We start from the raw sequence: 21,923 nt of genomic DNA on the forward strand, positions 1-21,923 counted from the left end.
ACCCGTTCTGACGCCTGCACGCGCGACCGCCCACCGGGCGGGTGGTCGCGTCTCGGACGGTCTCGCATGCATTCAGGACTGCCACGCATGGAGACCTGCCGATGACGCCCCTAACGTGCTCCAAGGGCACGATCGCCCGAAATGGCGTACAGGGGGCAAAGCAGATGGACTACACGTATGACCCAGAGTTGGACCCGTCGCGGATCGAGTACCCGCGCCTCGACCTGACCGACCCGATCGCCGCGCGCAACCACTTCTTCGAGCTGTACGAGGCGATGCCCGCGCCGGAGACGCCCGCCGGCCTGCGGGTACGCGACACAGTCGTGCCGGGCCCCGACGTACCGGTGCGGATCTACACGCCCGTGCGGGGCGACCGGCCGTTGCCCGCGCTGCTCTACATCCACGGCGGCAACTACGTGCTGGGCAACCTCGAGATGTCGCACGTCATGCTGATGGACCTGGCCCTCGCCACCCAGGCGGTCATCGTCTCCGTCGACTACCGGCTGGCGCCGGAGAACCCGTTCCCGGCCGGTCTCGAAGACTGCTACGCGGCCCTGGCCTGGCTGACGGAGAACGCGGCCGACCTCGACGTCGACCCCGGCAGGATCGCCGTCGGCGGCGACAGCTCCGGCGGCGGGCTGAGCGCCGGGCTCGCCCTGCTCGCGCGGGACCGCGGTGGCCCCGCCATCCGCTTCCAGTACCTGGGCATCCCCACGCTGGACGACCGGCTGGACACCGACTCGATCGCCCGGCTGGTCGGCGTTCCCATGGTCGACCGGGAGATCCTCGAGCTCACCTGGCAGCACTACCTCGGCGGAACCTCCACCGTGGACGGCAAGGACGGCATGCGGTATGCGGCGCCCGCGCGTGCCGAGGACCTGTCCGCGTTGCCTCCCGCCTTCGTCGCCGTGAACGAACTCGATCCGCTGCGGGACGAGGCCATCGACTACGCGCAGCGCCTGATGAAGGCGGGCGTCAGCGTCGAGCTGTGCGTGTACGCCGGCACCGTGCACGGCACGTTCCTGTTCCCCACGACCAAGGCGGCTCAGCGCATGTTCGCCGACCTGGTCGGCGCGCTCCGCAGGGGGCTCGGGCTCAACTGATCACCTGCCCGCGCGGTGTCCAGGCCCGTACGGAAGGCGAGCGGCCGTACGAGGCAGGCGTCGAGGAACGTTCGAGCGCCTGCTCGTCGCGGCCGCCCGGCTGGGGGTCTTCGACGCCCTGCGCCCCGGCCACTGCCCGACCATGCCCGCGCCCGATGACCTGCGGTCGGAAGGTCAGCACGCACACCCCCACCCGGCTGCTCCCGCACCATGTGGGCGACGTCGTCGAGGACGTTGCGGAGCACCGCGGCGGGGAGGCACGCAGGCCCGGCAGGATCCCGGTGTCCGTCCGCCATCCCGGCGATCTCCACGCCTCCGCCGACCCTGTACGCCCCCGCGCCGCCGAAGACCTGACCGGCACCTCGGAATCCCAACAGCACGGACCGGCCCCGCAGGCCGCGACACCATGCCGATGCGCGGCGCGTTACGCGCGCCCGGTCACCCGCGCTGCAGGCGTTCGGCTGCCTCGACCACGTTGGACAGCAGCAGGGCCCGGGTCATGGGGCCGACGCCGCCCGGGTTGGGCGTGAGGAACCCGGCGACCTCCTCCACGTCGGGCGAGACGTCACCGGCGATCTTGCCGTCGACCCGGGAGACCCCGACGTCGAGCACGGCCGCCCCGGGCTTCACCATGTCGCGCTTGATCAGCTCGGGCACCCCGGCCGCCGCCACCACGATGTCGGCGCGGCGCACGTGCGAGGCCAGGTCCTGGGTGCCGGTGTGGCAGAGGGTCACCGTGGCGTTCTCGCTGCGGCGGGTCAGCAGCAGCCCCAGCGAGCGGCCCACCGTGATGCCGCGCCCGACCACGACCACGTCAGCGCCCTTGATCGGCACGCCGTACTCCTGGAGAAGCAGCACGATGCCGTGCGGCGTGCACGGAAGCGGCGCGTCGACCATGTGGACGAGGCGGCCGAGGTTGACCGGGTGGAGGCCGTCGGCGTCCTTCGCCGGGTCGATGCGCTCCAGCAGCGCCATCGTGTCGAGCTGCTTCGGCAGCGGGAGCTGGACGATGTAGCCGGTGCACGCCGGCGAGGCGTTGAGCTCGTCGATGGCCGCCTCGACGTCGGCCTGAGCGGCGGTGACCGGCAGGTCGACGCGGATGGAGGCGATGCCGACCTCGGCGCAGTCGCGGTGCTTGCCGGCGACGTAGATCTGGCTGCCGGGATCGTCGCCCACGAGCACGGTGCCGAGCCCGGGTGTGATGCCGCGTTCCTTGAGCGCGGCCACCCGCTTCTTGAGGTCTGCCTTGATCTTTGCGGCGGTCGCCTTGCCATCGAGTTTCACTGCGCTCATGCCGCAATCCTTCCATGCCTGCTCACGACTTCCGCACGCGCCCGCCACGTTGTCCACAGCCGTCGCGCCGTCGCCCCGGGTTGTCCACAGCCGATTCCTGACATCGTTGTCAGGCAGGTTGGCAGGGCTTATGTTGGGGGCGCCGGCACCGATTGCCTGGAGGTTCCCCCTTGTCTGTCCGCCTGTTGTCCGCAGAGTCGACCGACCTGTTCGTGGGCTCCCGTGACGAGCCGCGTCAAGTCCTGCGCGTGACGGTCGCGCGGGGAGAGCGCGACGAGCCGCTCGAGGTGCGCGGCGAGGGCGTGCGCCTGGCCGAGCCGCTGACCGTCCCGGCCGCCGCCGAGGGGGTGGTCGAGGTCCCCCTGGCCGTGTCGGCGCCACCGGGCACGACCGTGCCCTGCCTGCTCACCCTGGGCGAGGAGCGGCTGGAAACGGCGGTCACCGCCGAGGAGCCGGGCTGGACGATGTTCATGGTGTCCCACTTCCACTACGACCCGGTGTGGTGGAACACCCAGGCCGCCTACACCAGCCCATGGGAGCTGCTGTCCGGCGACGCCACGACCAGGCCGCTGTGGGAGCGCAACGCGTTCGCGCTGGTCGAGGCTCACCTCGACCTGGCCCTGCGCGACCCCGACTACCGCTTCGTGCTGGCCGAGGTCGACTATCTCAAGCCGTTCTTCGACACCCACCCCGAGCGCCGGGCCGACCTGCGCGCCCTCCTGGCCGAGGGCCGCGCCGAGCTGGTCGGCGGCACGTACAACGAGCCCAACACCAACCTGACCGGCGCCGAGACCACCATCCGCAACATCGTCTACGGCATCGGCTACCAGCGCGACATCCTCGGCGGCGACCCGCGCACGGCGTGGCAGCTCGACGCGTTCGGCCACGACCCGCAGTTCCCCGGCTACCTCGCGGCGGCCGGGCTGACCGGCAGCGCGTGGGCGCGCGGGCCGTTCCACCAGTGGGGTCCCATCAGCAAAAACTTCAAGCAGGCGAAGAATGACGCCGCGCTGATGCAGTTCCCCAGCGAGTTCGAGTGGATCTCGCCGTCCGGGCAGGGCGTGCTGACCCATTACATGCCGGCCCACTATTCGGCGGGCTGGTGGATGGACTCCTCACCGTCCCTGGAAGCGGCCTGCGAGGCGGTCCACGACCTCTACCGCTCGCTCAAGCCCGTCGCCGCGACGAAGAACGTCCTGCTCCCGGTCGGCACCGACTACACCCCGCCCAACAAATGGATCACCGACGTCCATCGCACGTGGGCCGCCCGCTACGTCTGGCCCCGGTTCGTCTGCGCCACGCCGCGCGACTTCCTCGACGCCGTACGCGCCGAGCGGGCGGCCTTCAGCCCCCAGACCCGCGACATGAACCCGGTCTACACCGGCAAAGACGTCTCCTACATCGACACCAAACAGGCCCAGCGGGCGGCCGAGGTGGCGGCGCTCGACGCCGAGCGCCTGTCGGCGTTCGCGTCCGTGCTGGGTCTGGGGCGATACCCGCACACGGCGCTCGACAAGGTGTGGCGGCAGCTCGCGTACGGCGCCCACCACGACGCGATCACCGGCTCCGAGTCCGACCAGGTCTACATCGACCTGCTGACGGGCTGGCGGGAGGCCCACGACCTGGCCGCGACGGCTCGTGACAACGCACTCGACGCGCTGACCGGCCAGATCGCCCTCGACGGCCGCAGCGTCGTGGTGACCAACACGCTGCCGTTCGCCCGCGACGGCCTGGTCAGCGTGCCGCTTCCCGCGGGGCGGACGGTGGCCGACCTGTCGGGTGCGCCGGTCCCCGCCGTCGCGGAAGACGGCACCCTCACGTTCGTGGCGCGTGACGTGCCCTCGATGGGGTGGCGCTCCTACCGCGTCGTCCCGGGCTCAGCGGAGCCGTGGCAGCCGGCCCCGCTCTCGCCGACGCCGCTCGTCACCATCGAGAACGACCGCTGGCAGGTCACCGCCGACCCGGCCCGTGGCGGCGCGCTCGTCTCGATCCACGACCGAGCCGCCGACCGCGAGGTTCTCACCGGCCTCGGCAACGAGTTGCGCCTCTACGACGAATACCCGCAACATCCCGACATGGGCGAGGGCCCCTGGCACCTCATCCCGTCCGGCCGCGTCGTCGGCTCCACCGAGGCCCGGGCGCTCACCGTCACCGCCGAGACGAGCCCGATCGGCCGGCGCCTGACCGTCACCGGCGGGGTCGGCGAGATCGCCTACGAGCAGACCGTCACCCTGCTGACCGGCTCCGACCGCATCGACTTCACCACCCGCGTGCTCGACCACACCGGCGCCGACCGCCTGCTGCGGGTGCGCTTCCCGGCCCGCGTGGAGGGGGCGCTGCCGGTGTCCGACGTGGCCGGGGCCGTCGTGGGCCGCGGCTTCGCGCTGCCCGACGTCGACACCGCCGAACACCCGTGGACTCTCGACAACCCGGCCAACACCTGGTTCGGGCTGTCCACCACCGCGCGGGTCGACCTGGGCGAGGCGGGCGCGCGGGCACTCGGCGTGGCCGAGGTGGTCGTGCCCGCCCTCGACGACGCCCCGCAGGCCCGCGACCTGGTGGTGGCGCTGGCCCGCGCGGGCGTGACCGCCACCACCTCCTCCGCCGACGGCACCCGGTACGGCTGGCTCGACGTCGACTCCAACCTCCCCGACGTACGCATCGTCCTGGGCGGTCCCGACACCAACCCGGTGGCCGCCGAGTTGCTCGACCGGGCCGACGACGCCTACCTGGAGGCGCTGAAGTCGGGCGCCGCCCGCGTCTGGGTGCCCGCCGAGCGTCCGCTGCCCGAGGTCTGGCAGCCGAGCGCCGACCTGCGCGACCTGCGAGCCCTCCCCGCCCTGATCGTCACCGATCCCGCCGACCTGGTGGCCGACCTGTCCGACGCGGTCATCGAGGCCGTGTGCCCGCTCGGCGAGGAGGTCCTGGAAGACCGTACGGTCGCGCTGCTGACGTACGGGCTGCCCGGCTTCGCGGTCGATCCATCGGGCGCGCTCCACCTGTCTCTCATGCGGTCGTGCACCGGCTGGCCCTCGGGCATCTGGCTCGACCCACCCCACCGCGCCGCTCCGGACGGCTCAGCCTTCCAGCTCCAACACTGGACCCACGAGTTCTCCTACTCCTTGGTGTCCGGCGACGGCGACTGGCGCACGCTCCGCCTGCCCGCCACGGCCCAGGAACACATCACCCCGCTGCTGCCCCGCCTCGTGGAGGGCACCCAGCCCGGCCCCCTGCCACCGATCCACTCCCTCCTGACGGTCACACCGTCCCGCGACGTCCTCCTCGGCACCCTGAAATCCACCGGCAACCCCCACGCCCACGGCCGCACCTCCACCGAGCCTCTGCCTTCCTCAGCCACCCCCGCTTCGCAGGCCCTGCCAGCTCCAGAAGCCCCGCCGTCGCCGGTCGCCCCGAATGGCCACACGGTGACCATCCGGCTGGTCGAGTCGACGGGATTGGGCAGCCAGGCGGAGCTCTCCTCCCCCGTCCTGCCGCTCGACGCCCTGATCCACTCCGACCTCCTCGAACGTCCCGGCACCCCGGCCGCCGCCCTCGACCTCAACGGCTTCGAGATCGCCACCTACCTCACCAAGGCTCCCGACCTGCTTGCCCCAGCAGCAGCGCAGACCAGCCGCGCACCCGCCCCTGCGGCAGCGGACACCAGTCCCCCACCCGCCCCTACAACTGGGGAGACCAGCCCCGCACCGGCCCCTACGGTGGCAGAGGCCAGTCCGGCGTCCGCCGCTACGTCAGTGGCAGAGACCAGTCCCGCGTCCGCCGCTACGGCAGCGGAGACCAGTCCCGCACCCGCCGCTGCGGCAGGGCAGGCCCGTCCAGACGCGCGCTCGACAGCGGAGCACGGCCAGTGGGAGCTCGGCCCGACCGTCGAGCCCGCGCAGCCGGTTTACAGCCGTTACTGGCTGCACAACAAGGGGCCGGCGCCGCTGGGCTATCTGCCGATCTCCATCGCCGTCGGCCCCGATCTGGTGGCTGCGCCGGAGGGGCCGTTCGAGGTGGAGGTGGTGCTTTCGTCCCACCTCACGGACGAGCCCCATGAGGGCATCGTGGACATTCGCGTGCCGGAGGGCTGGGCCGCCACGCCCGCGCAGCGCCCGTTCCGGCTGCCCCCCGGCGGCCACCTCCGCTTCCCCGTCACCATCGACCCGGCAGCCGCCACACCGCCGAGGCCGGGCCTGCACTTCGTCGCGGCCCGCACCCACGTCGGCGGCCAGGTTGTCGAAGACGTCACCACCGTGGCCGTCGGCGACGGCCCGGAGCTCCCCGTGGCCGGCCCACCGCCAGAGTCGGCCATCCGCGGCACCACATCGGCAGACGCCCGCCCCACCGGCCTGTCGGTCACTCCGGTCACGGACGCGCTGTCCCTCCGTCCCGGCGACCGCACCTCGCTCAGCCTCCGGCTCACGAACACGGCCGCCGACGAGATCCACGGCGAGACCCAACTCGCCTCCCCGTGGGGCACCTGGGCCATGCTCCCGCAGGTCATCCAGGGCTTCACGGTCCCCGCAGGCGAGACGATCGACGTCGCGTTCCCGGTGAACGTCCCGGCTGACGCGCCGGCCGGTCACGCCTGGGCGATGGCCAAGGTCATGTGGTTCGGCCGCTGCCAGTACTCCCCGGCGATCCGCCTGGAGGTAACCCGGTGACAGCCCCTCCAACCACCGCCCACAACCACAGCCACCCACCCGGCGCTGGTCCCAACCCGGCCATGCCAACCGACGACCACGTCCACACTCCGGGGAGCGGTTCGGCGGCGGTGATCGGGTGGGTCGATGACCACCCGATCCCACGAGACCGCCTCGACCAGCGCCTCGACGAGCTGCGCAACGGCCCGCTCAGGTCCGCACTGCCCGTACCGGGCACTTCGGAGGACCGCCAGCTCGCCCGCTGGGTGACCCAGGTCATCCTCACGGAGGCCCTCTGCGAAGCGACCGCCGCCGACCTCGGCCTGTCCCCCGAACAAGCAACCGAACGAGATGGCTGCACCCCTGCGCGAAGTTCGCCGCCAGTCGGCGGCAGCGAGGCGTCGTGGCGGCTTGATCGGGTCGCGGCTGTGGAGCTGGGGTCGATCAACGCTGCGGCTTACCACGGCAGCCCGTGGGCGCGGGCCGTGTTCCACCACGTCACGGCGTCGGCCTCCGTTCCTCCGGAGTGGCGGCGGTCCACCTCCTCCGGCCGCCGCCTGCGCTCCTCCGAGCGCAGCCCGCGCCACCTCGTACGTCACCGTCTGTTTGACGATCCGGCGCGCGCCCGGGACGCGACGGAGGCCGATCTGGAGTCTCTCGGGCCGGTCGAGCTCGATTCGCTGCCGACCGCGATCGCCGAGGCTCTCAACAGCCACCCGTACGGCACACTCGTCGGGCCGGTCGTGGACGCCCTCGGCTGGCACGTCGCCATGGCGACCCCCGTCCATCCCGCTCCTGCATCCGCCACTCTCGACGGCAACGACCATGACAGTTCGCTCGTTGAGGCCGCACGGCGCAAGGCCTTCGCGCGGTGGCTCGACGACATGCGAGCCAAGCGCGTACGGCTCGTCCCCGGCTTCGAACACCCCGGTGACCCTCGCCAGCCCGACAACCACCACAAACACTGACGCGCTGATCACCTGCCACATCGGCGGGACCAACGCCGTGCTCGTTCGCAGGGACGCCGGTGCGTATGTGACCCCACAGGTTCCCCGAGCTGTCAGGCTGCTGGCAGGGGGCGTCCGGGCGGCGGCCGGTGGTGTCGTCCTTGACCTGCATCTCCTCCAGCAGCCGGGCCCAGGTGCCGGTCCGAGCGTTTGAGCCGCTCGTAGCAGGGCTGCCAGGGCCCGTACCGCTCGGGAATGTCACGGCGCACCGATTGGCAGCCGCCACAAGATCCCGTTGACCACCTCGCGATGGTCCGCCAGGGACGGCCCCACCCGCCGGTCGACGGCAGCGGCTCGATCGGCGCCCACGCCTAGTCAGTCAGCTCGCCACGTCGCACCAACCGCGAACGCTGATATTTGTCAGACACTCCCCAACGCCCTGTTGGACGCCATTCCCCCGAACCCAGACCTGAGCGGGAACTCCGCCGACGCCCGCGCATCCATCCACGGTCCGGCTCAACCACGGGAGATATCGCTGGATGTGCCTATGAACGCGTTGAACAGCTCTTGCCGCAGCGGGGCGGCGGTGGCGCTGGTGGGCAGGATCCGCAGCTCATACGCATGAGGACGACTCATCGGTTCGGCCCTGCAGGTCTGTGACGGTGGTGGCGAACTCACCGGTCAGCGGGTTGCGGCGGGTGCTGTCCCAGTCCAGGCACATCTGGTTCGGTGGGATGTCGGCGATCGGAACGCAGGTGACATCGGGCCGGGTGTAGAAGGTCACCACCGACAGCGGCAGGACGATGACGCCGTGGCCCTGCGCGACGTGTTCGAGCTTCTCCTCCACCGAGTGGAAGACCGGGCCGGGGCAGCGTCACCCGGCCGCCGCGGCTCCGTGGCGATGTGCGCCATTCGGGAATGGCGTCGGGGTCCTGCAGAAGGTGCGTCGGGGATGTCTGACGTCCTTGCCCGCCAGCCGGTGGCCGGTGAGCACGGCGACGCGTGGCACGGCGCGATGCCCATCCGGTTGTGCAGGGCGTCGAAGCCCGCCTCCGTGATCGGGCCGAGGCCGGGTGAGGGCGCCGTCGTCACCCACGGCGAGCACGAGGCGCGCCTCGGCACGGAGAACCTGGACTGGCCGGCCTGGTACGCCGACTACATCGTGCGCGAGCAGGCCGGGGACGTCGCCAATTGCACGGATCGGCCGCGGACGGGCGCCGCCGTCAACGACGGCTACGCCGAGGCGTTTCCGGCTCAAGGCACCGGTAGGCCGCGTCGGCCTCCTGAACGCGCCTGGGTGCCAGGCGCGCCCGTGGATCCTAGCCCTCCGGTGCCAGGGTGGTCAGGGTGTCCATTTCCTCCGCGCTCAAGTGGAGGTCATGAGCCATGAGGTTCTCCTTGAGGTGGCGCAGGCTGGTCGTACCGGGGATCGGGAGGGTGACGGGCGAGCGGTGCAGTTGCCAGGCGAGCGCGATCTGCTGGAGAGTCGCACCGTGACGGCGGGCGATCGGCTCAAGAGCGGCGGTGACGCGCTCGAGGTCGCCACCGTCACGGAGGGTGACGGGGTGCCAGGGCGAGAACACCGTCCCGGTCTCCTCGGCGGCCTTCAGCAGGGTGGCTCCGGTGCGGTTCCCGAGGTTGTACAGGGCGGTGACGGCGGCAATGTCGGTGATGGACCGGGCCGCGTGGAACTGTTCCAGGGTGATGTTGGACAGGCCGATGTCGCGGATGAGCCCTTGCTCGCGCAGTCCGGCCAGGGTGGCGATCTGCTCCTCGAACGGGGCGTCGGTAGCGCGCCCACTGTGCAGGTAGTAGAGATCGATGTGCTCCACACCCAGCCGACGTGCGCTCATGTGGGCGCTTTGGCGCAGGTAGTTGCGGTTGCCGACGGCGTCCAGGGTGGAGTAGTCGAAGCCCCCGCGGACGAAGCCACCCTTGGTCGCGATGACCAGGTGGTCCGGGTAGGGGTGGAGCGCGTCACGGATGAGGAGCTCGTTGCTGTGCGGGCCGTACACGTCGGCGGTGTCGATGAACGTCACCCCGGCGTCCACTGCCGCGCGCAGCAGCTCGATTCCGGCCTGCCGGTCGGGGTAGTCGCCCCACACCTGCCTGCCGGTGAGTTGCATCGCTCCGTAGCCCACCCGCCCGACGGCTGGTCCGTTGCCGATGGTGATCGTCGTACTGCTGGAAGTTTCCGTGGACATGCCGCGACATCCTTTCGTCGTGGTTCGCGGAACGGGTGGCCACGGTGACCACGTCTCCAGGCAACCAGCGGCGCGCCCGCCGCCGTGCCCCGAGAGGGGGCGCGTTCTACCGGGGGTTGGGCAGACCCCCTCTGGTGTGTCTCCGCACTAGCCTGGAGGTATGAGCGCACCCTCCGCCGCGCCGGGCCGACGGGACATCACTGAGTTCCTGCGCTCATGCCGGGCGCGCATCACCCCGAAGGACGCCGGCCTGCCACTGCGGCATGGCACGCGCAGGGTGCCCGGGCTACGCCGGGAGGAGGTGGCGCTGCTGGCCGGCGTGAGCACCGACTACTACATCCGGCTGGAACGCGGCCGCGTGCACGCGTCCGACGCCGTCCTGGACGCCGTGGCCCGCGCGTTGCTGCTGAACGACACCGAGCGCGAGCACCTGTACACCCTGAACCGGCCGGTCCGCCCTCCTGCCGCCCCGATGCCGCCGCAGCGGCTGCGCACCGGCCTTCGCCTGGCCCTCGACTCCGTCGGCGACGTCCCGGCCATGGTGACGGGACGACGCCTGGACGTGCTGGCCGCCAACCGGTTGGCCCGCGCCCTGCTGACCGACTTCGACGCGCTGCCGCACCGGGATCGCAACATGGCCCGCTTCATCTTCCTCGACGAGGCGGCCCGGAAGTTGTACGCCTACTGGGAGCAGGCGGCCCGCGACGCCGTCGCCGCCCTTCACCTGTACGCCGGCCGCTACCCCGGCGACCCGCTGCTCGCCGAACTCGTCAGTGACCTGTCCACCCGCGACGCGGACTTCCGCCGATGGTGGGCCGACCACAAGGTGATCCGCCGCAGCAACGGCGTGAAGTACTACCACCACCCCGTGGCCGGCGACCTGACCCTGGGCTACGAGGCCTTCGCCCCCGTCGGCGATCAGGACCAGACCTTCTCTCTGCACACGGCCGAGCCGGGCTCGCCCTCCGAGCTGGGCCTGCGCTCACTGGCCGCCTGGACCCGGGAGCACCTCGCCTGAACTCATCGGCGGAGCGCGTGCGACGCGCGAGGTGGGGGCGTGCCGGGTGTTTCGTCGAGTTCGCGATGCCGGTTGAGGACGTGGGCCTGGCGAATGGCGTGGTCGGCTGAGTCACCAGGGCTCCACCAGCCGGTCCTCGTCAGACGGCGACGCCCGCCTCCGACACGCAGGGAAGCGGGCTTTTTCGGTTGCGCGGGGCCGCGCCCGCCGTCGACGCGGGGCGGCCGCCATGAACCCGTTGGAGAGCTGACAGCTTCCGTTGGTGTCGTTGCAGTACACCTGGGTGACAGTCGGAGTTGAGGCGCGAGACAGAAACCGGAGTTCCGGTTTTCCATCCCCCACCTCCCGCTGCCCAGGGTCGAAGCGTTAGGGAGTGTCTGACAAATGATCAACGTTCGCGGATGAATGGTTGATCGTGGCGCGACGTGGCGAGCTGACCGACAAGGCGTGGGCGCCGATCGTGCCGCTGCCGTCCCTGGCGGGACCATCGCGAGGTGGTCAACGGGATCTTGTGGTGGCTGCGAATCGGTGCGCCGTGACATTCCCGAGCGGTACGGGCCCTGGCAGCCCTGCTACGAGCGGCTCAAACGCTCGGACCGGCACCTGGGTCCGGCTGGAGGAGATGCAGGTCAATGACGACTCCATCGGCCAGGTCGAGTTCACCGTCAGCATCGACTCCACCATCGCCCGCGCCCACCAGCACGCCGCCGGAGCCCGTATAAGGGGGTCGACGGCGGGACGAGCGATACGAAGCAATCACAAGACCGGCAGGCGCCCGGACGGTCCCGCGGCGGACTGACCACCAAGCTGCACCTGCTCGTCGAGGCCCGCGGCCTGCCGCTGGTCCTGCACCTGACCGGCGGCGAACTGCACCGCGTTCGAGGCCGTGCCGGCCAAGCTCCGGCCGCGCCGCCCGAACGGAGGCCGCCCGCGCACCCGGCCGGACAAGCTGATCGATGACAAGGACTACGCCACCCGCAGGATCCGGCTCGACCTGCGCCGGCGCGGCATCAAAGCGGTCATCCCCGAGCGGCGCGATCAGATCGCCAACCGCAAGGGCGGCCACGGAGGCCGCCCACACGCCTTCGACGCCCTCACCTACAAGCAGCACAACCTGGTCGAACGCTGCATCGCAAACTCAAGCAATGGCGCGCCATCGCCACCTTTCGACAAGCTGGCCAGCCGCTACCTGACAGGTGCCACCATCGCCTCGCTCATGCTCTGGCTCCGCAACACCGAATTGTCAGACACTCCCTCAGTCGCGCTCGGCGGCCTGGGTTTCCCGGCGCTCGATGATGCGGCGGGTGAAGGGGATCACTTCGACGACGCGCGTACCCAGGTAAGCGCCGATGAAGGCGAGCACCAGAAGCACGATGGGACTGGTGGCGAGGCCGTTCAAGGTGACGAATGCCTGCAGGATCACGTCGAGCGCCATAGAAGTACTCCGAGGGACGGCGAGCGGGAAGGTGTTCAGCGTAACCGGACTCCACAGGTGCTCGCGGCCAAACCGGATAAATGGCCACATGATCGAACAAGTCGCCATCAATCGCATGAAAATTAACGCATGAAAAGTGTTGCGGTGGTGAGTGGGCCACGAGTGCTTGTGCCTTTTCTCCGGCTTGGCATCGGGCTCGGGTGGCGGGTGTCCGTCTTTTCCATGACGCGGCCCACGATTCTGGGTGATCCGCTACGTCGGTCGTGTTGAACGGCGTAGGGACGTCATGGGTTCTCTCTGCCACAGGGACTCGGATCGCCTGGGACTGGAGGCCGTGTGGTGGCGGTCGCGCCTGGGCTGCAGGCCGATCAATAGCGATGGCAGACGATGCACGGCCACCCGCACCCGCACGGGATTCGGCGAGCGACCCGCACCACCTCCCGCACGCGACCCCGCGAACGACCACACGGGCCGCACACCCCGACACGACCGGACGGACGACCGCGCCGCACACGATCCGGCGGACTACCGCTCGACCGCCCCGTACGCGATCCGGCAGGCCGCGGTAGAGCCTGCCGGATCGGTCAACAGCGGTCGGTAGGGGTCAGTGGAAGAAGTGGCGGGTGCCGGTGAAGTACAGGGTGATGCCGGCCTTCTCAGCGGCCTCGATCACCTGGTCGTCGCGCATCGAGCCCCCCGGCTCCACGATCGCGCGTACGCCGGCCTCCGCCAGCACCTCCAGCCCGTCCGGGAACGGGAAGAACGCGTCGGAGGCCGCCACGGCCCCCGTCACCCGCTCCCCCGCCCGAGTGACCGCCAGCCGGCACGAGTCGACCCGGTTCACCTGGCCCATGCCCACGCCCACGGTCGCGCCGCCGGCGGCCAGCAGGATGGCGTTCGACTTCACCGAGCGGCAGGCCCGCCAGGCGAACTCCAGGTCGGCCAGCACCTCAGGCGACGCGGGCGCACCCGTCTTGAGCTCCCACTGCGCCGCGGCGTCGCCGGGCGCGTCCACGCGGTCGACGGTCTGGACGAGCAGCCCACCGTTGATCTTGCGGAACTCGGTCGGCTCGGACGGCCCGGTCGGGCAGACGAGCAGGCGCAGGTTCTTCTTGCCGCGCAGCACCTCCAGCGCCTCGGCCTCGTAACCGGGCGCGACGACGACCTCGGTGAACACGTCGTAGATCTGCCGCGCCAGCTCGGCCGTGACCGGGCGGTTGACCGCGATCACGCCGCCGTACGCCGACACCGGGTCGCACGCGTGGGCCTTGCGGTGCGCCTCGGCCACGTCGGCGCCGATCGCGATGCCGCACGGGTTCTGGTGCTTGATGATGGCCACGCAGGGGTCGGAGAAGTCCCACGCGGCGCGCCAGGCGGCGTCGGAGTCGAGGTAGTTGTTGTACGACATCTCCTTGCCGTGCAGCTGCTCGGCGTTGGCCAGGCCGCCGGTGCCGGCCGTGTAGAGGGCGGCCCGCTGGTGCGGGTTCTCGCCGTAGCGCAGGGTGGCCTTGCGCTGGTAGGCCGTTCCCGCGAAGTCGGGGAACTCGTCCTCGGCGCCGTACGTGTCCGCGAACCAGTTGGCCACGGCCACGTCGTAGGCGGCGGTGTGGGCGTACGCGATGCCCGCGAGGCGCCGGCGCTCGGTCAGCGTGAAGCCGCCCTCGGCCAGCGCGCCGAGCACGTCGCCGTAGAAGCCGGGGTCGACCACGACGGCGCAGGTGTTGTGGTTCTTCGCCGCGCCCCGGATCATGGCCGGCCCGCCGATGTCGACCTGCTCCACGCACTCGGCGTCGGACGCGCCGGAGGCCACCGTCTCCTGGAAGGGATAGAGGTTGACCACCACGAGCTGGAACGGGTCGATCTCCAGCTCCTCCAGCTGGGCGACGTGGTGCGGCTTGGTGACGTCGGCCAGCAGCCCGGCGTGCACGCGCGGGTGCAGCGTCTTGACCCGTCCGTCGAGGCACTCGGGGAAGCCGGTGAGCTGCTCCACCTTGGTCACCGGGATCCCGTAGGACGCGATCGCGGCGGCCGTCCCGCCGGTCGAGACGATCTCCACTCCGGCGCCGTCGAGGGCCCTGGCCAGCTCCTCGAGCCCGGACTTGTCGTATACAGCGATCAGCGCGCGCCGGATGGCGATGCGAGTCACGTGGATTCCCCTCCTGAATCATTGCCAATGCGGACCGTACGTCCGCTGACCGTCCAGCCCTGGCGGGCCATCCGGCCGACGATGTCGACGAGCAGGCGGCGTTCGACCGTCTTGATGCGCTCGTGCAGAACCGCCTCGTCGTCGTCCGGAAGCACGGGCACCGCTTCCTGGGCCACGATCGGCCCGGTGTCGACGCCCTCATCGGCCAGCATCACCGTGCAGCCGGTCACCTTGACCCCATGGGCGAGCGCGTCGCGTACGCCGTGGGCGCCGGGGAACGACGGCAGAAGCGCCGGATGGGTGTTCAGGACGGGAAAGGCGTCGAGCGTGGGTTTGCCGAGGATTTTCATGAATCCCGCGGACACGACTAGATCGGGGTCGTACGCGGCGATCCGGGCGGCAAGAGCTTCATCCCATTCCGCCCGCGTCGCATAATCCCCCAGTTTTTCAACGAAAGTCGGGATGTTTGCCCTGGCAGCCCTGGCCAGACCCTCGATTCCCTCCCTGTCCGCGCCGACGGCGACTACCCGAACGCCGTACGACGGATCGGCGGAAGCGTCCAAAAGGGCCTGTAGGTTGGTTCCAGAGCCGGAGACGAGGACGACAAGCCGCCCAGCCTTAGACACGCGCACTCTCCACAAGAGAAAACAGGGTGGGGGTCACAGCGTATCCGTTCCCCTTCCGGCAACGCAGAGGAGGTCAGGTGTCGACACCGGTGCAGGCGCCGGCAGGCCAGCAGCCCGCGGAGTCCGCGGGCCGCCGAGCGATTTGGTTGTCCATAGCGGCGCTGGCGATGACGTTCATGTTGCCGCTCGCGGGGCTCGTCATGGCGCTGTTCGCGCTCGTGACCGGCATCCGGGCGATCCCCCTGCTGAAGGAAGCCGCCAAGCCCCTGGTCACGGCGGTGAGCGGCATCACGGTCTCCTCGATCGCGCTGCTCCTGTCGGCCGGGGCCACCGCCATGCAGCTCTACCTCATGGACGAATACTCCACCTACCAGGAGTGCATGAAGGGCGCCGGCACGGTGTCGTCGCAGGGTGAGTGCTTCACCCAGTTCCGCGACATGGCCGAGCGCAAGCTCCCGGCCGACGTGCTGGAGATGCTCGGCACCGTCCAGCCGTAGACCGCCCTGGACCTCAGTCGCGGTCCCACGCGTACGGGTCGAGGTAGATCACGTGGCCGCCCCGGTCGTCCGACTCGTCCACGATGTCCTTACGCGGCGGGCGTCCCGGCTCCGGCTCGGGCGCCTGCGGCCTGGCCTGGGCCAGGGTCTCCGCCTCCGCCGAGGCGTGCTCGTCCTGCCAGTCGTCGCGGATGACCGGGATCTCCTGGGTGTCGGCCTCGGTGGCGTCCATCCAGTGACCGGGCAGCGGGCGCGGGTCCGACTCTGCCAGGCCGACCCTGCTCGCCGCCTTGGCGAGGGCCGCGCCCGCCTTCCGTACGGGGGCCGCCGCCTTGTCGAGGGGCACCCTCGCGCGCTTGTTGATGATCAGCAGGTTCGTCACGCCCGCGGAGATGCCCGCGGCCACCCCGACCTCCAGGGCGACCGACAGCGCGACCTCCCAGGGTGAGGGCCCGACGGCGGCCAGCCGGGCGCCGCCGATGGGCCCGCCCGACAGCGCGGCCAGCACCCCGGCCACGAGCCCGGTCGTGACGCCGGTCAGGAATCCCCACAGCGGCGCCGCCTCGTACGACGGTGAGGGCGCGATCCTGGCCACGATGACGCCCGCCACCGCGCCGGCCGCGAACGGCAGCGCGATCACCGCCATCATCCAGACCGACACCGTGCCGCTCTCCGGCAGCGCGCCGAGCAGCGGCAGACTGGGCACCGTGCCGAGCTGTACGCCCGTGGGCGCGACCAGGGTGTCAGCGCCGATGGCGAACCCGGGGCCCGCGATGTAGGACATGGCCCAGATGACCATGTTGAGCAGGTAGAGCAGCTGCAGCAGCACCAGCAGCACGCCGCCCACGAACCCGGGCGCGAGCACGTCGGACAGCTGCTTCACCTGCCCGAAGTTCAGCACCACCGCGACCAGCACCAGCACGAGCCCGGACACCAGCAGCGCCAGCGTGGCGACCACCGTGCCGACCGTCAGCGCGCGCACGCGCTCGGGCAGCAGCCGCAGCATGATCCGCCAGGGCCCGATCATCCGCGCCGTGGCCAGCGAGCCCGCCATGAACGCCAGCACGAAGTGGTAGAGCAGCGCCTCGCCGATGAACGGCTGCGTCACCTCGTTCTCGGCCACGATCGCGATCAGGCCCGCCAGCAGGGAGTACGGGGCCGCCAGCGACACGCCGGCCTGCACCACCAGCACGAGCTGCGCCCGGCGGCGCGCCCCCGCCTGCTCCTTCGGGCTGTTCTTCGGCAGCCGGGCGGGCAGCCGCAGCCGCAGGTCGGCGTCGCGGGCCATCCATCGGGCCGCGCGGTAGAGCAGCATGGCGGGCAGGATCATGAGCCCGAGCGGCAGCAGGCCGACGCGCCCGCCGGAGATGGCGAACCCGGCGTGGTGGGCGGCCAGCCACAGCTGCGCCGCCGTGCGGAAGACGCCGGGCAGCCCGGCGCCCAGTGCGCCGCTCGGCGCGGCGATCCAGCCGATGAGGGTGAGCGTGGTGAGGGCCGCCAGGCCGAGGCCGAGCGTGGCGGCGGCGGCGAGCATGCCCGACACCGGCAACGGCCGTCGCGTATCGTCGTCGTCGCTCGTAACCCCGGGGAGCTTGCCGAGCACCGATCGGGGGGCGGTACGCAACTGGTCGAGAATCGCCGTCACACTAGGCGATTTTGTCAATCTTTCCCGACCGGCGCTTGGTTGACGCGCCGCCCCGGGCCCACTTTGTGCCCTCTTCGACACGCGAAAGCCCCGCGCGGCCGGGGCCGTGCGGGGCTTTGCGGGGAAACGCTCAGCGAGCCTGCATGATCTCGCGCATGAGGCGGGCCGTCTCGGAGGGGGTCTTGCCGACGCGGACGCCGACCTTCTCCAGGGCCTCCTTCTTGGCCTGCGCCGTGCCGGCCGACCCGGACACGATCGCGCCCGCGTGGCCCATCGTCTTGCCCTCGGGGGCGGTGAAGCCCGCGACGTAGGCGACGACCGGCTTGGTGATGTGCTGCTCGACGTAGGCGGCCGCCCGCTCCTCGGCGTCGCCGCCGATCTCACCGATCATCACGATGGCGTCGGTGTCGGGGTCGTCCTGGAACGCCTGCAGCGCGTCGATGTGGGTGGTGCCGATGACCGGGTCGCCGCCGATGCCCACCGCGGTCGAGAAGCCGAAGTCGCGCAGCTCGTACATCAGCTGGTAGGTCAGCGTGCCGGACTTCGAGACCAGGCCGATGCGGCCGGCGGTGGTGATGTCGGCGGGGATGATGCCGGCGTTGGAGGCGCCGGGCGAGGCGATGCCGGGGCAGTTGGGGCCGATGATGCGGGTCTTGTTGCCCTTCTCGACCGCGTACGCCCAGAACTCGGTGCTGTCGTGCACCGGCACGCCCTCGGTGATCACGACGCAGAGCGGGATCTCGGCGTCGATGGCCTCCTTGACCGCGTCCTTGGTGAACGCCGGCGGCACGAAGACGACCGACACGTCGGCGCCGGTCTTCTCCATCGCCTCCTTGACCGTGCCGAACACGGGCAGGCCCTCGTGCGTCGTGCCCGCCTTGCGGGCGTTGACGCCGCCGACGACCTTGGCGCCGGAGGCGAGCATGCGACGGGTGTGCTTGGTGCCCTCACCGCCCGTCATGCCCTGGACGATGATCTTGCTGTTTTCCGTCAACCAGATGGCCATGGGTCACGCACCTACCGCAGCGAGCTCGGCGGCACGCTTGGCCGCTTCGTCCATCGTGTCTACCAGCTCGACGCGCGGGAGCGCGGCGTCGGCCAGGATCTGCCGCCCGAGCTGGGCGTTGTTGCCGTCGAGGCGGACCACCAGCGGGTGGCTGACGGCCTCGCCGCGGCTCTCCAGGAGCTTGAACGCCGAGACGATGCCGTTGGCGACGGCGTCGCAGGCGGTGATGCCGCCGAAGACGTTCACGAAGATCGACTTGACGCTCGGGTCGGAGAGGATGATCTCCAGGCCCGCGGCCATGACCTCGGCGGACGCGCCGCCGCCGATGTCGAGGAAGTTGGCGGGGGACGGCTTGCCGGGGAACTCCTCGCCGGCGTAGGCGACCACGTCGAGCGTGGACATGACCAGGCCGGCGCCGTTGCCGATGATGCCGACGTTGCCGTCGAGCTTGACGTAGTTGAGGTCCTTCTCCTTGGCCTTGGCCTCGAGGGGGTCTTCGGCGGCCTTGTCGGCCAGCGCCTCGTGGTCGGCCTGGCGGAAGCCGGCGTTGTCGTCGAGCGTGACCTTGCCGTCGAGGGCCTTCACCTGGCCGTCGGCGGACAGGATCATGGGGTTGACCTCGACGAGCGTGGCGTCCTCGTCGACGAAGCAGCACCACAGCTTCTCGATGAGCTCGGCGGCGCCGTCGAGGGCCTTCTCCGGCAGGCCGCCGGCCTGCGCGATCTCACGGCCCTTGGCGCGGTCGACGCCGGTCAGCGCCGAGACGGGCACCTTGGCGACCTTCTCGGGCGCGGTGTGGGCGACCTCTTCGATGTCCATGCCGCCCGAGGCCGAGCAGATGGCGAGGAACGTACGGTTCGCGCGGTCGAGCAGGAAGGAGAAGTAGTACTCCTCCGCGATCGCGCTGGCCTCCTCCACGAGCACCTTGTGGACCGTGTGGCCCTTGATGTCCATGCCCAGGATGGCTTCTGCCTTGGTGACGGCGTCGGCGGCGTCGTCGGCCACCTTCACGCCGCCGGCCTTGCCCCGGCCACCGGTCTTGACCTGGGCCTTCACGACGACGCGGCCGGTCAACTGCTCTGCCGCCGCCCGCACCTCCTCAACCGTGTGGGCGACGATGCCGCGTGGCACCGGGATGCCGTAGTCGGCGAAGAGTTCCTTCGCCTGATGTTCGAACAGGTCCACGAGGGTCCGTCCTCTTCCATTCCGACTGATGTTCGACGGCCCGGGCAACCCCGTGCGTGCCGGGCGTTTCCGCCAGTGAAGCCTAGCCCGAAGCTTGACCTGCCCAGGTCATCGGGTCGTGGTTCTTCCGCCATGTGACGCTGATCTCACTTCCTCACGACGACCCTGCACGGAAATTGCACGAATTAGCCGCCGTACGACCCGACACCCGATATATGGTCGTGATCTTCAATTGGCAAGATCCTGTTCTCCCTCTTTTGACCGAAGGAAACTCATGAAGCGAATTCTCGCGGGCGTGGCGTTAACCACGGCCGCCGCGCTCGCGACCGCCGCGCCCGCCCAGGCCGCCCCGGCCGACCCGGTCAAGGCGATGCAGAAGCAGTTCGTCCCGGGTCACGGGGTGCGATTCACGGAATCGACCAGCGTCACGCTGAACGGCAAGTCGACGGCCGGCTCCAAGACATCCGGAACCCTCGAGTTCGGCAAGTCGGGGATAGTCGCCTCCGACGTCACGAACAAGGGCGGAACCGGTCTCGCCGACGTCTTCGTCCCGCCGCGGAGCATCTCGGTGGGCGGCAACACCTACGCCCAGGGCGGCCTCTACAGCGAGGACCTCCCCGACGGCAAGAAGTGGGTCCGCTACACCGGCCAGGCGGCCACCGGGTCGTACAACCAGCTGCTCGACGTCTTCGAGCCGAAGGTGCTCAAGGCTCTCGTCGCCAAGGCCAAGAGCTTCAAGGGCGGCACGTACAAGGGCGGGCTGACCTACGGCGAGCTCGGCAAGCTGAGCGGCCAGAAGGTCACCGGCACGACCGCCAAGATCAAGATCGAGTACGCGCTGTCGGTCGACTCCAAGGGCCGGGTCACCCGGATCTCGTCCGGCTACACCGCGGACTACGGCATCCTCGGCAAGTACCGCGCCGCCACCGACACCCGCTTCACCGGGTGGGGCTCCAAGGTGTCGATCAAGGCGCCGGCCGAGAGCCTGTGGATCGACGTCGAAGAGCTGACCGCCGACACCGAGGTCCCGCAGGCGATCCCGGACAGCGCCCTGGCCACGCTCGGCGGCTGACGCCCTCCGGCCCGGTGGGAGAGGCGCGGCGACTTCTCCCGCCTAGGCATCGGCACACGTAACGAAAGATCAGGACAGGCGGGAGTCGCGCAGGCGCGCCCATTCGAGCGAATGCCTGATGCCGTCCTCGACGGAGAACCGGGCGCGCCAGCCGAGCAGGCGGTGCGCCCGGTCGCTGCGCGTGTGGGCGCCGGCCACGTCGCCGGGGCGCGCGGGGGCCTCCACCAGCTCGATCGGGCGGTCGACGACGCGGTTGAACGCCTCGGCCAGCTCCCGCACGGTGGTGCCCGCGCCCGTGCCGAGATTGATCACGTCCGTGTCCAGCGCGTCGAAGCGCCGCAGGGCGGCCACGTGGGCGGCGGCGAGATCCCAGACATGGACGTAGTCGCGGATGCCCGTGCCGTCGCGCGTCGGGTAGCCGGTGCCGGTGATCTGGAAGGGCACGCCCTCCTCGTACGCCTCGATCATCTTGCCCAGGGCGTGGCTGGGGCGGCGCAGCTGCAGGCCCGTGCGCATGCTCGGATCGGCGCCGATGGGGTTGAAGTAGCGCAGTGACAGGATCCTGATGGGCCGGCTCGCCGCGATGTCGGCGAACATGGCCTCGCAGACCGCCTTCGTGCGCGCGTAGGGGCTCTGGGGGTCGAGCGGGGACTCCTCGGTCACCGTGTGGTCGTCGCCGGCGCGGTAGATCGACGCCGACGAGCTGAAGATCATGCGGGTGCAGCCGTTGCGGAGCAGGTGGTCGACGAACTCCAGGCTCTTGGCGACGTTCGCGCGGTAGTAGCCGACGGGGTCGGCCACGGAGTCGGGGACGACGATGAGCGCCGCGCAATGGACGACAGCCTCGATATCCGGATATTCGGTAAATATCTTGTCAATGAGTGGGCCGTCGCTGATGTCCCCCTCGTAGAACACCCGGCCCTCGGCGAACTCCCGCCGCCCCGTCACGAGGCTGTCGAGGATCACGGGGTCGATGCCCGCGTCGAGGCAGGCGGACGCGACCGTGCTGCCGATGTAACCCGCCCCGCCGGTGATCAGTACGCGCATGCCAGCACCCTAGCCATCGGCCCGTCCGCCCGCGTCTCCCTCGCCCGCTCCGGAAC

The 21,923-nt window shown here is 70.6% G+C and carries 16 protein-coding genes and 1 pseudogene; 7 read left to right on the plus strand and 10 right to left on the minus strand.

The genetic code is table 11. The features are described from left to right. Nucleotides 1-164: 164 nt before the first annotated feature. Entirely contained in the window at nucleotides 165-1,103 is a 939-nt protein-coding gene (locus ACIBP6_RS46670; protein WP_397061668.1) for an alpha/beta hydrolase, read from the plus strand. Here ACIBP6_RS46670 and ACIBP6_RS46675 read toward each other — a convergent pair. Further along, nucleotides 1,096-1,284 carry a hypothetical protein gene (locus ACIBP6_RS46675; RefSeq protein WP_397061670.1) on the minus strand — a complete coding sequence of 63 codons (189 nt, stop codon included), beginning with the start codon at nucleotides 1,282-1,284 and terminating at the stop codon, nucleotides 1,096-1,098. The genes ACIBP6_RS46670 and ACIBP6_RS46675 overlap by 8 nt on opposite strands. Nucleotides 1,285-1,541: 257 nt before the next feature. Then, nucleotides 1,542-2,396, minus strand: a complete 855-nt coding sequence (locus tag ACIBP6_RS46680) for a bifunctional methylenetetrahydrofolate dehydrogenase/methenyltetrahydrofolate cyclohydrolase (RefSeq protein ID WP_397061671.1) — start codon at nucleotides 2,394-2,396, stop codon at nucleotides 1,542-1,544. Nucleotides 2,397-2,566: 170 nt separating this feature from the next. On the opposite strand from ACIBP6_RS46680, the gene ACIBP6_RS46685 reads away from it, so the two are divergent. Together ACIBP6_RS46685 and ACIBP6_RS46690 are read left to right on the plus strand one after the other, a co-directional pair. Beyond that, on the plus strand, nucleotides 2,567-7,060 hold the full coding sequence (locus tag ACIBP6_RS46685) for a glycoside hydrolase family 38 N-terminal domain-containing protein (RefSeq protein ID WP_397061673.1): 4,494 nt from the start codon (nucleotides 2,567-2,569) through the stop codon (nucleotides 7,058-7,060). A gap of 62 nt (nucleotides 7,061-7,122) precedes the next feature. Further along, the gene (locus ACIBP6_RS46690; RefSeq protein ID WP_397061675.1) at nucleotides 7,123-8,007 is read left to right on the plus strand and encodes a peptidylprolyl isomerase; all 885 of its coding nucleotides are present in this window, start codon (nucleotides 7,123-7,125) and stop codon (nucleotides 8,005-8,007) included. A 592-nt stretch (nucleotides 8,008-8,599) separates the two neighbouring features. Here the strand turns inward: ACIBP6_RS46690 and ACIBP6_RS46695 are convergent. Further along, on the minus strand, nucleotides 8,600-8,833 hold the full coding sequence (locus ACIBP6_RS46695) for a hypothetical protein (protein WP_397061677.1): 234 nt from the start codon (nucleotides 8,831-8,833) through the stop codon (nucleotides 8,600-8,602). A gap of 472 nt (nucleotides 8,834-9,305) precedes the next feature. Beyond that, a complete protein-coding gene (locus ACIBP6_RS46700) occupies nucleotides 9,306-10,190 on the minus strand; it encodes an aldo/keto reductase (protein ID WP_397061679.1) in 885 nt (294 codons plus the stop codon). 160 nt (nucleotides 10,191-10,350) lie between these two features. Here ACIBP6_RS46700 and ACIBP6_RS46705 point away from each other — a divergent pair, with 160 nt between their 5' ends. Then, the gene (locus ACIBP6_RS46705) at nucleotides 10,351-11,208 is read left to right on the plus strand and encodes a helix-turn-helix domain-containing protein (RefSeq protein ID WP_397061681.1); all 858 of its coding nucleotides are present in this window, start codon (nucleotides 10,351-10,353) and stop codon (nucleotides 11,206-11,208) included. Nucleotides 11,209-11,617: 409 nt separating this feature from the next. After that, nucleotides 11,618-12,436 (plus strand): annotated as a pseudogene (locus tag ACIBP6_RS46710) (IS5 family transposase); the annotation flags it as partial. An 811-nt stretch (nucleotides 12,437-13,247) separates the two neighbouring features. Here ACIBP6_RS46710 and purH read toward each other — a convergent pair. Further along, a complete protein-coding gene (purH, locus tag ACIBP6_RS46715) occupies nucleotides 13,248-14,789 on the minus strand; it encodes a bifunctional phosphoribosylaminoimidazolecarboxamide formyltransferase/IMP cyclohydrolase (protein ID WP_397061683.1) in 1,542 nt (513 codons plus the stop codon). Further along, a complete protein-coding gene (gene purN, locus ACIBP6_RS46720; protein ID WP_397061685.1) occupies nucleotides 14,786-15,415 on the minus strand; it encodes a phosphoribosylglycinamide formyltransferase in 630 nt (209 codons plus the stop codon). The genes purH and purN overlap by 4 nt, the downstream gene beginning before the upstream one ends. 77 nt (nucleotides 15,416-15,492) lie before the next feature. Between purN and ACIBP6_RS46725 the strand changes: the two genes are divergently transcribed. Next, entirely contained in the window at nucleotides 15,493-15,912 is a 420-nt protein-coding gene (locus tag ACIBP6_RS46725) for a hypothetical protein (protein ID WP_246075167.1), read from the plus strand. 13 nt (nucleotides 15,913-15,925) lie between these two features. On the opposite strand, the gene ACIBP6_RS46730 is transcribed toward ACIBP6_RS46725, so the two are convergent. From ACIBP6_RS46730 to sucC, 3 genes are all read right to left on the minus strand, one after another. Then, a complete protein-coding gene (locus ACIBP6_RS46730) occupies nucleotides 15,926-17,557 on the minus strand; it encodes a cell division protein PerM (protein ID WP_397061687.1) in 1,632 nt (543 codons plus the stop codon). A 130-nt stretch (nucleotides 17,558-17,687) separates the two neighbouring features. Continuing rightward, entirely contained in the window at nucleotides 17,688-18,563 is an 876-nt protein-coding gene (gene sucD, locus ACIBP6_RS46735) for a succinate--CoA ligase subunit alpha (protein ID WP_132616484.1), read from the minus strand. Nucleotides 18,564-18,566: 3 nt separating this feature from the next. Next, entirely contained in the window at nucleotides 18,567-19,748 is a 1,182-nt protein-coding gene (sucC, locus tag ACIBP6_RS46740; protein WP_397061689.1) for an ADP-forming succinate--CoA ligase subunit beta, read from the minus strand. A gap of 274 nt (nucleotides 19,749-20,022) precedes the next feature. Between sucC and ACIBP6_RS46745 the strand changes: the two genes are divergently transcribed. Continuing rightward, nucleotides 20,023-20,820: a hypothetical protein gene (locus ACIBP6_RS46745; RefSeq protein WP_397061691.1), complete on the plus strand. Its 798-nt coding sequence runs from the start codon at nucleotides 20,023-20,025 to the stop codon at nucleotides 20,818-20,820. A gap of 69 nt (nucleotides 20,821-20,889) precedes the next feature. Here ACIBP6_RS46745 and galE read toward each other — a convergent pair whose 3' ends face one another. Beyond that, on the minus strand, nucleotides 20,890-21,867 hold the full coding sequence (gene galE, locus ACIBP6_RS46750) for a UDP-glucose 4-epimerase GalE (protein ID WP_397061693.1): 978 nt from the start codon (nucleotides 21,865-21,867) through the stop codon (nucleotides 20,890-20,892). Nucleotides 21,868-21,923: the final 56 nt, after the last annotated feature.

The sequence above is a fragment of the Nonomuraea terrae genome (assembly GCF_044465245.1).
Classification (GTDB): Bacteria; Actinomycetota; Actinomycetes; order Streptosporangiales; family Streptosporangiaceae; genus Nonomuraea; species Nonomuraea terrae.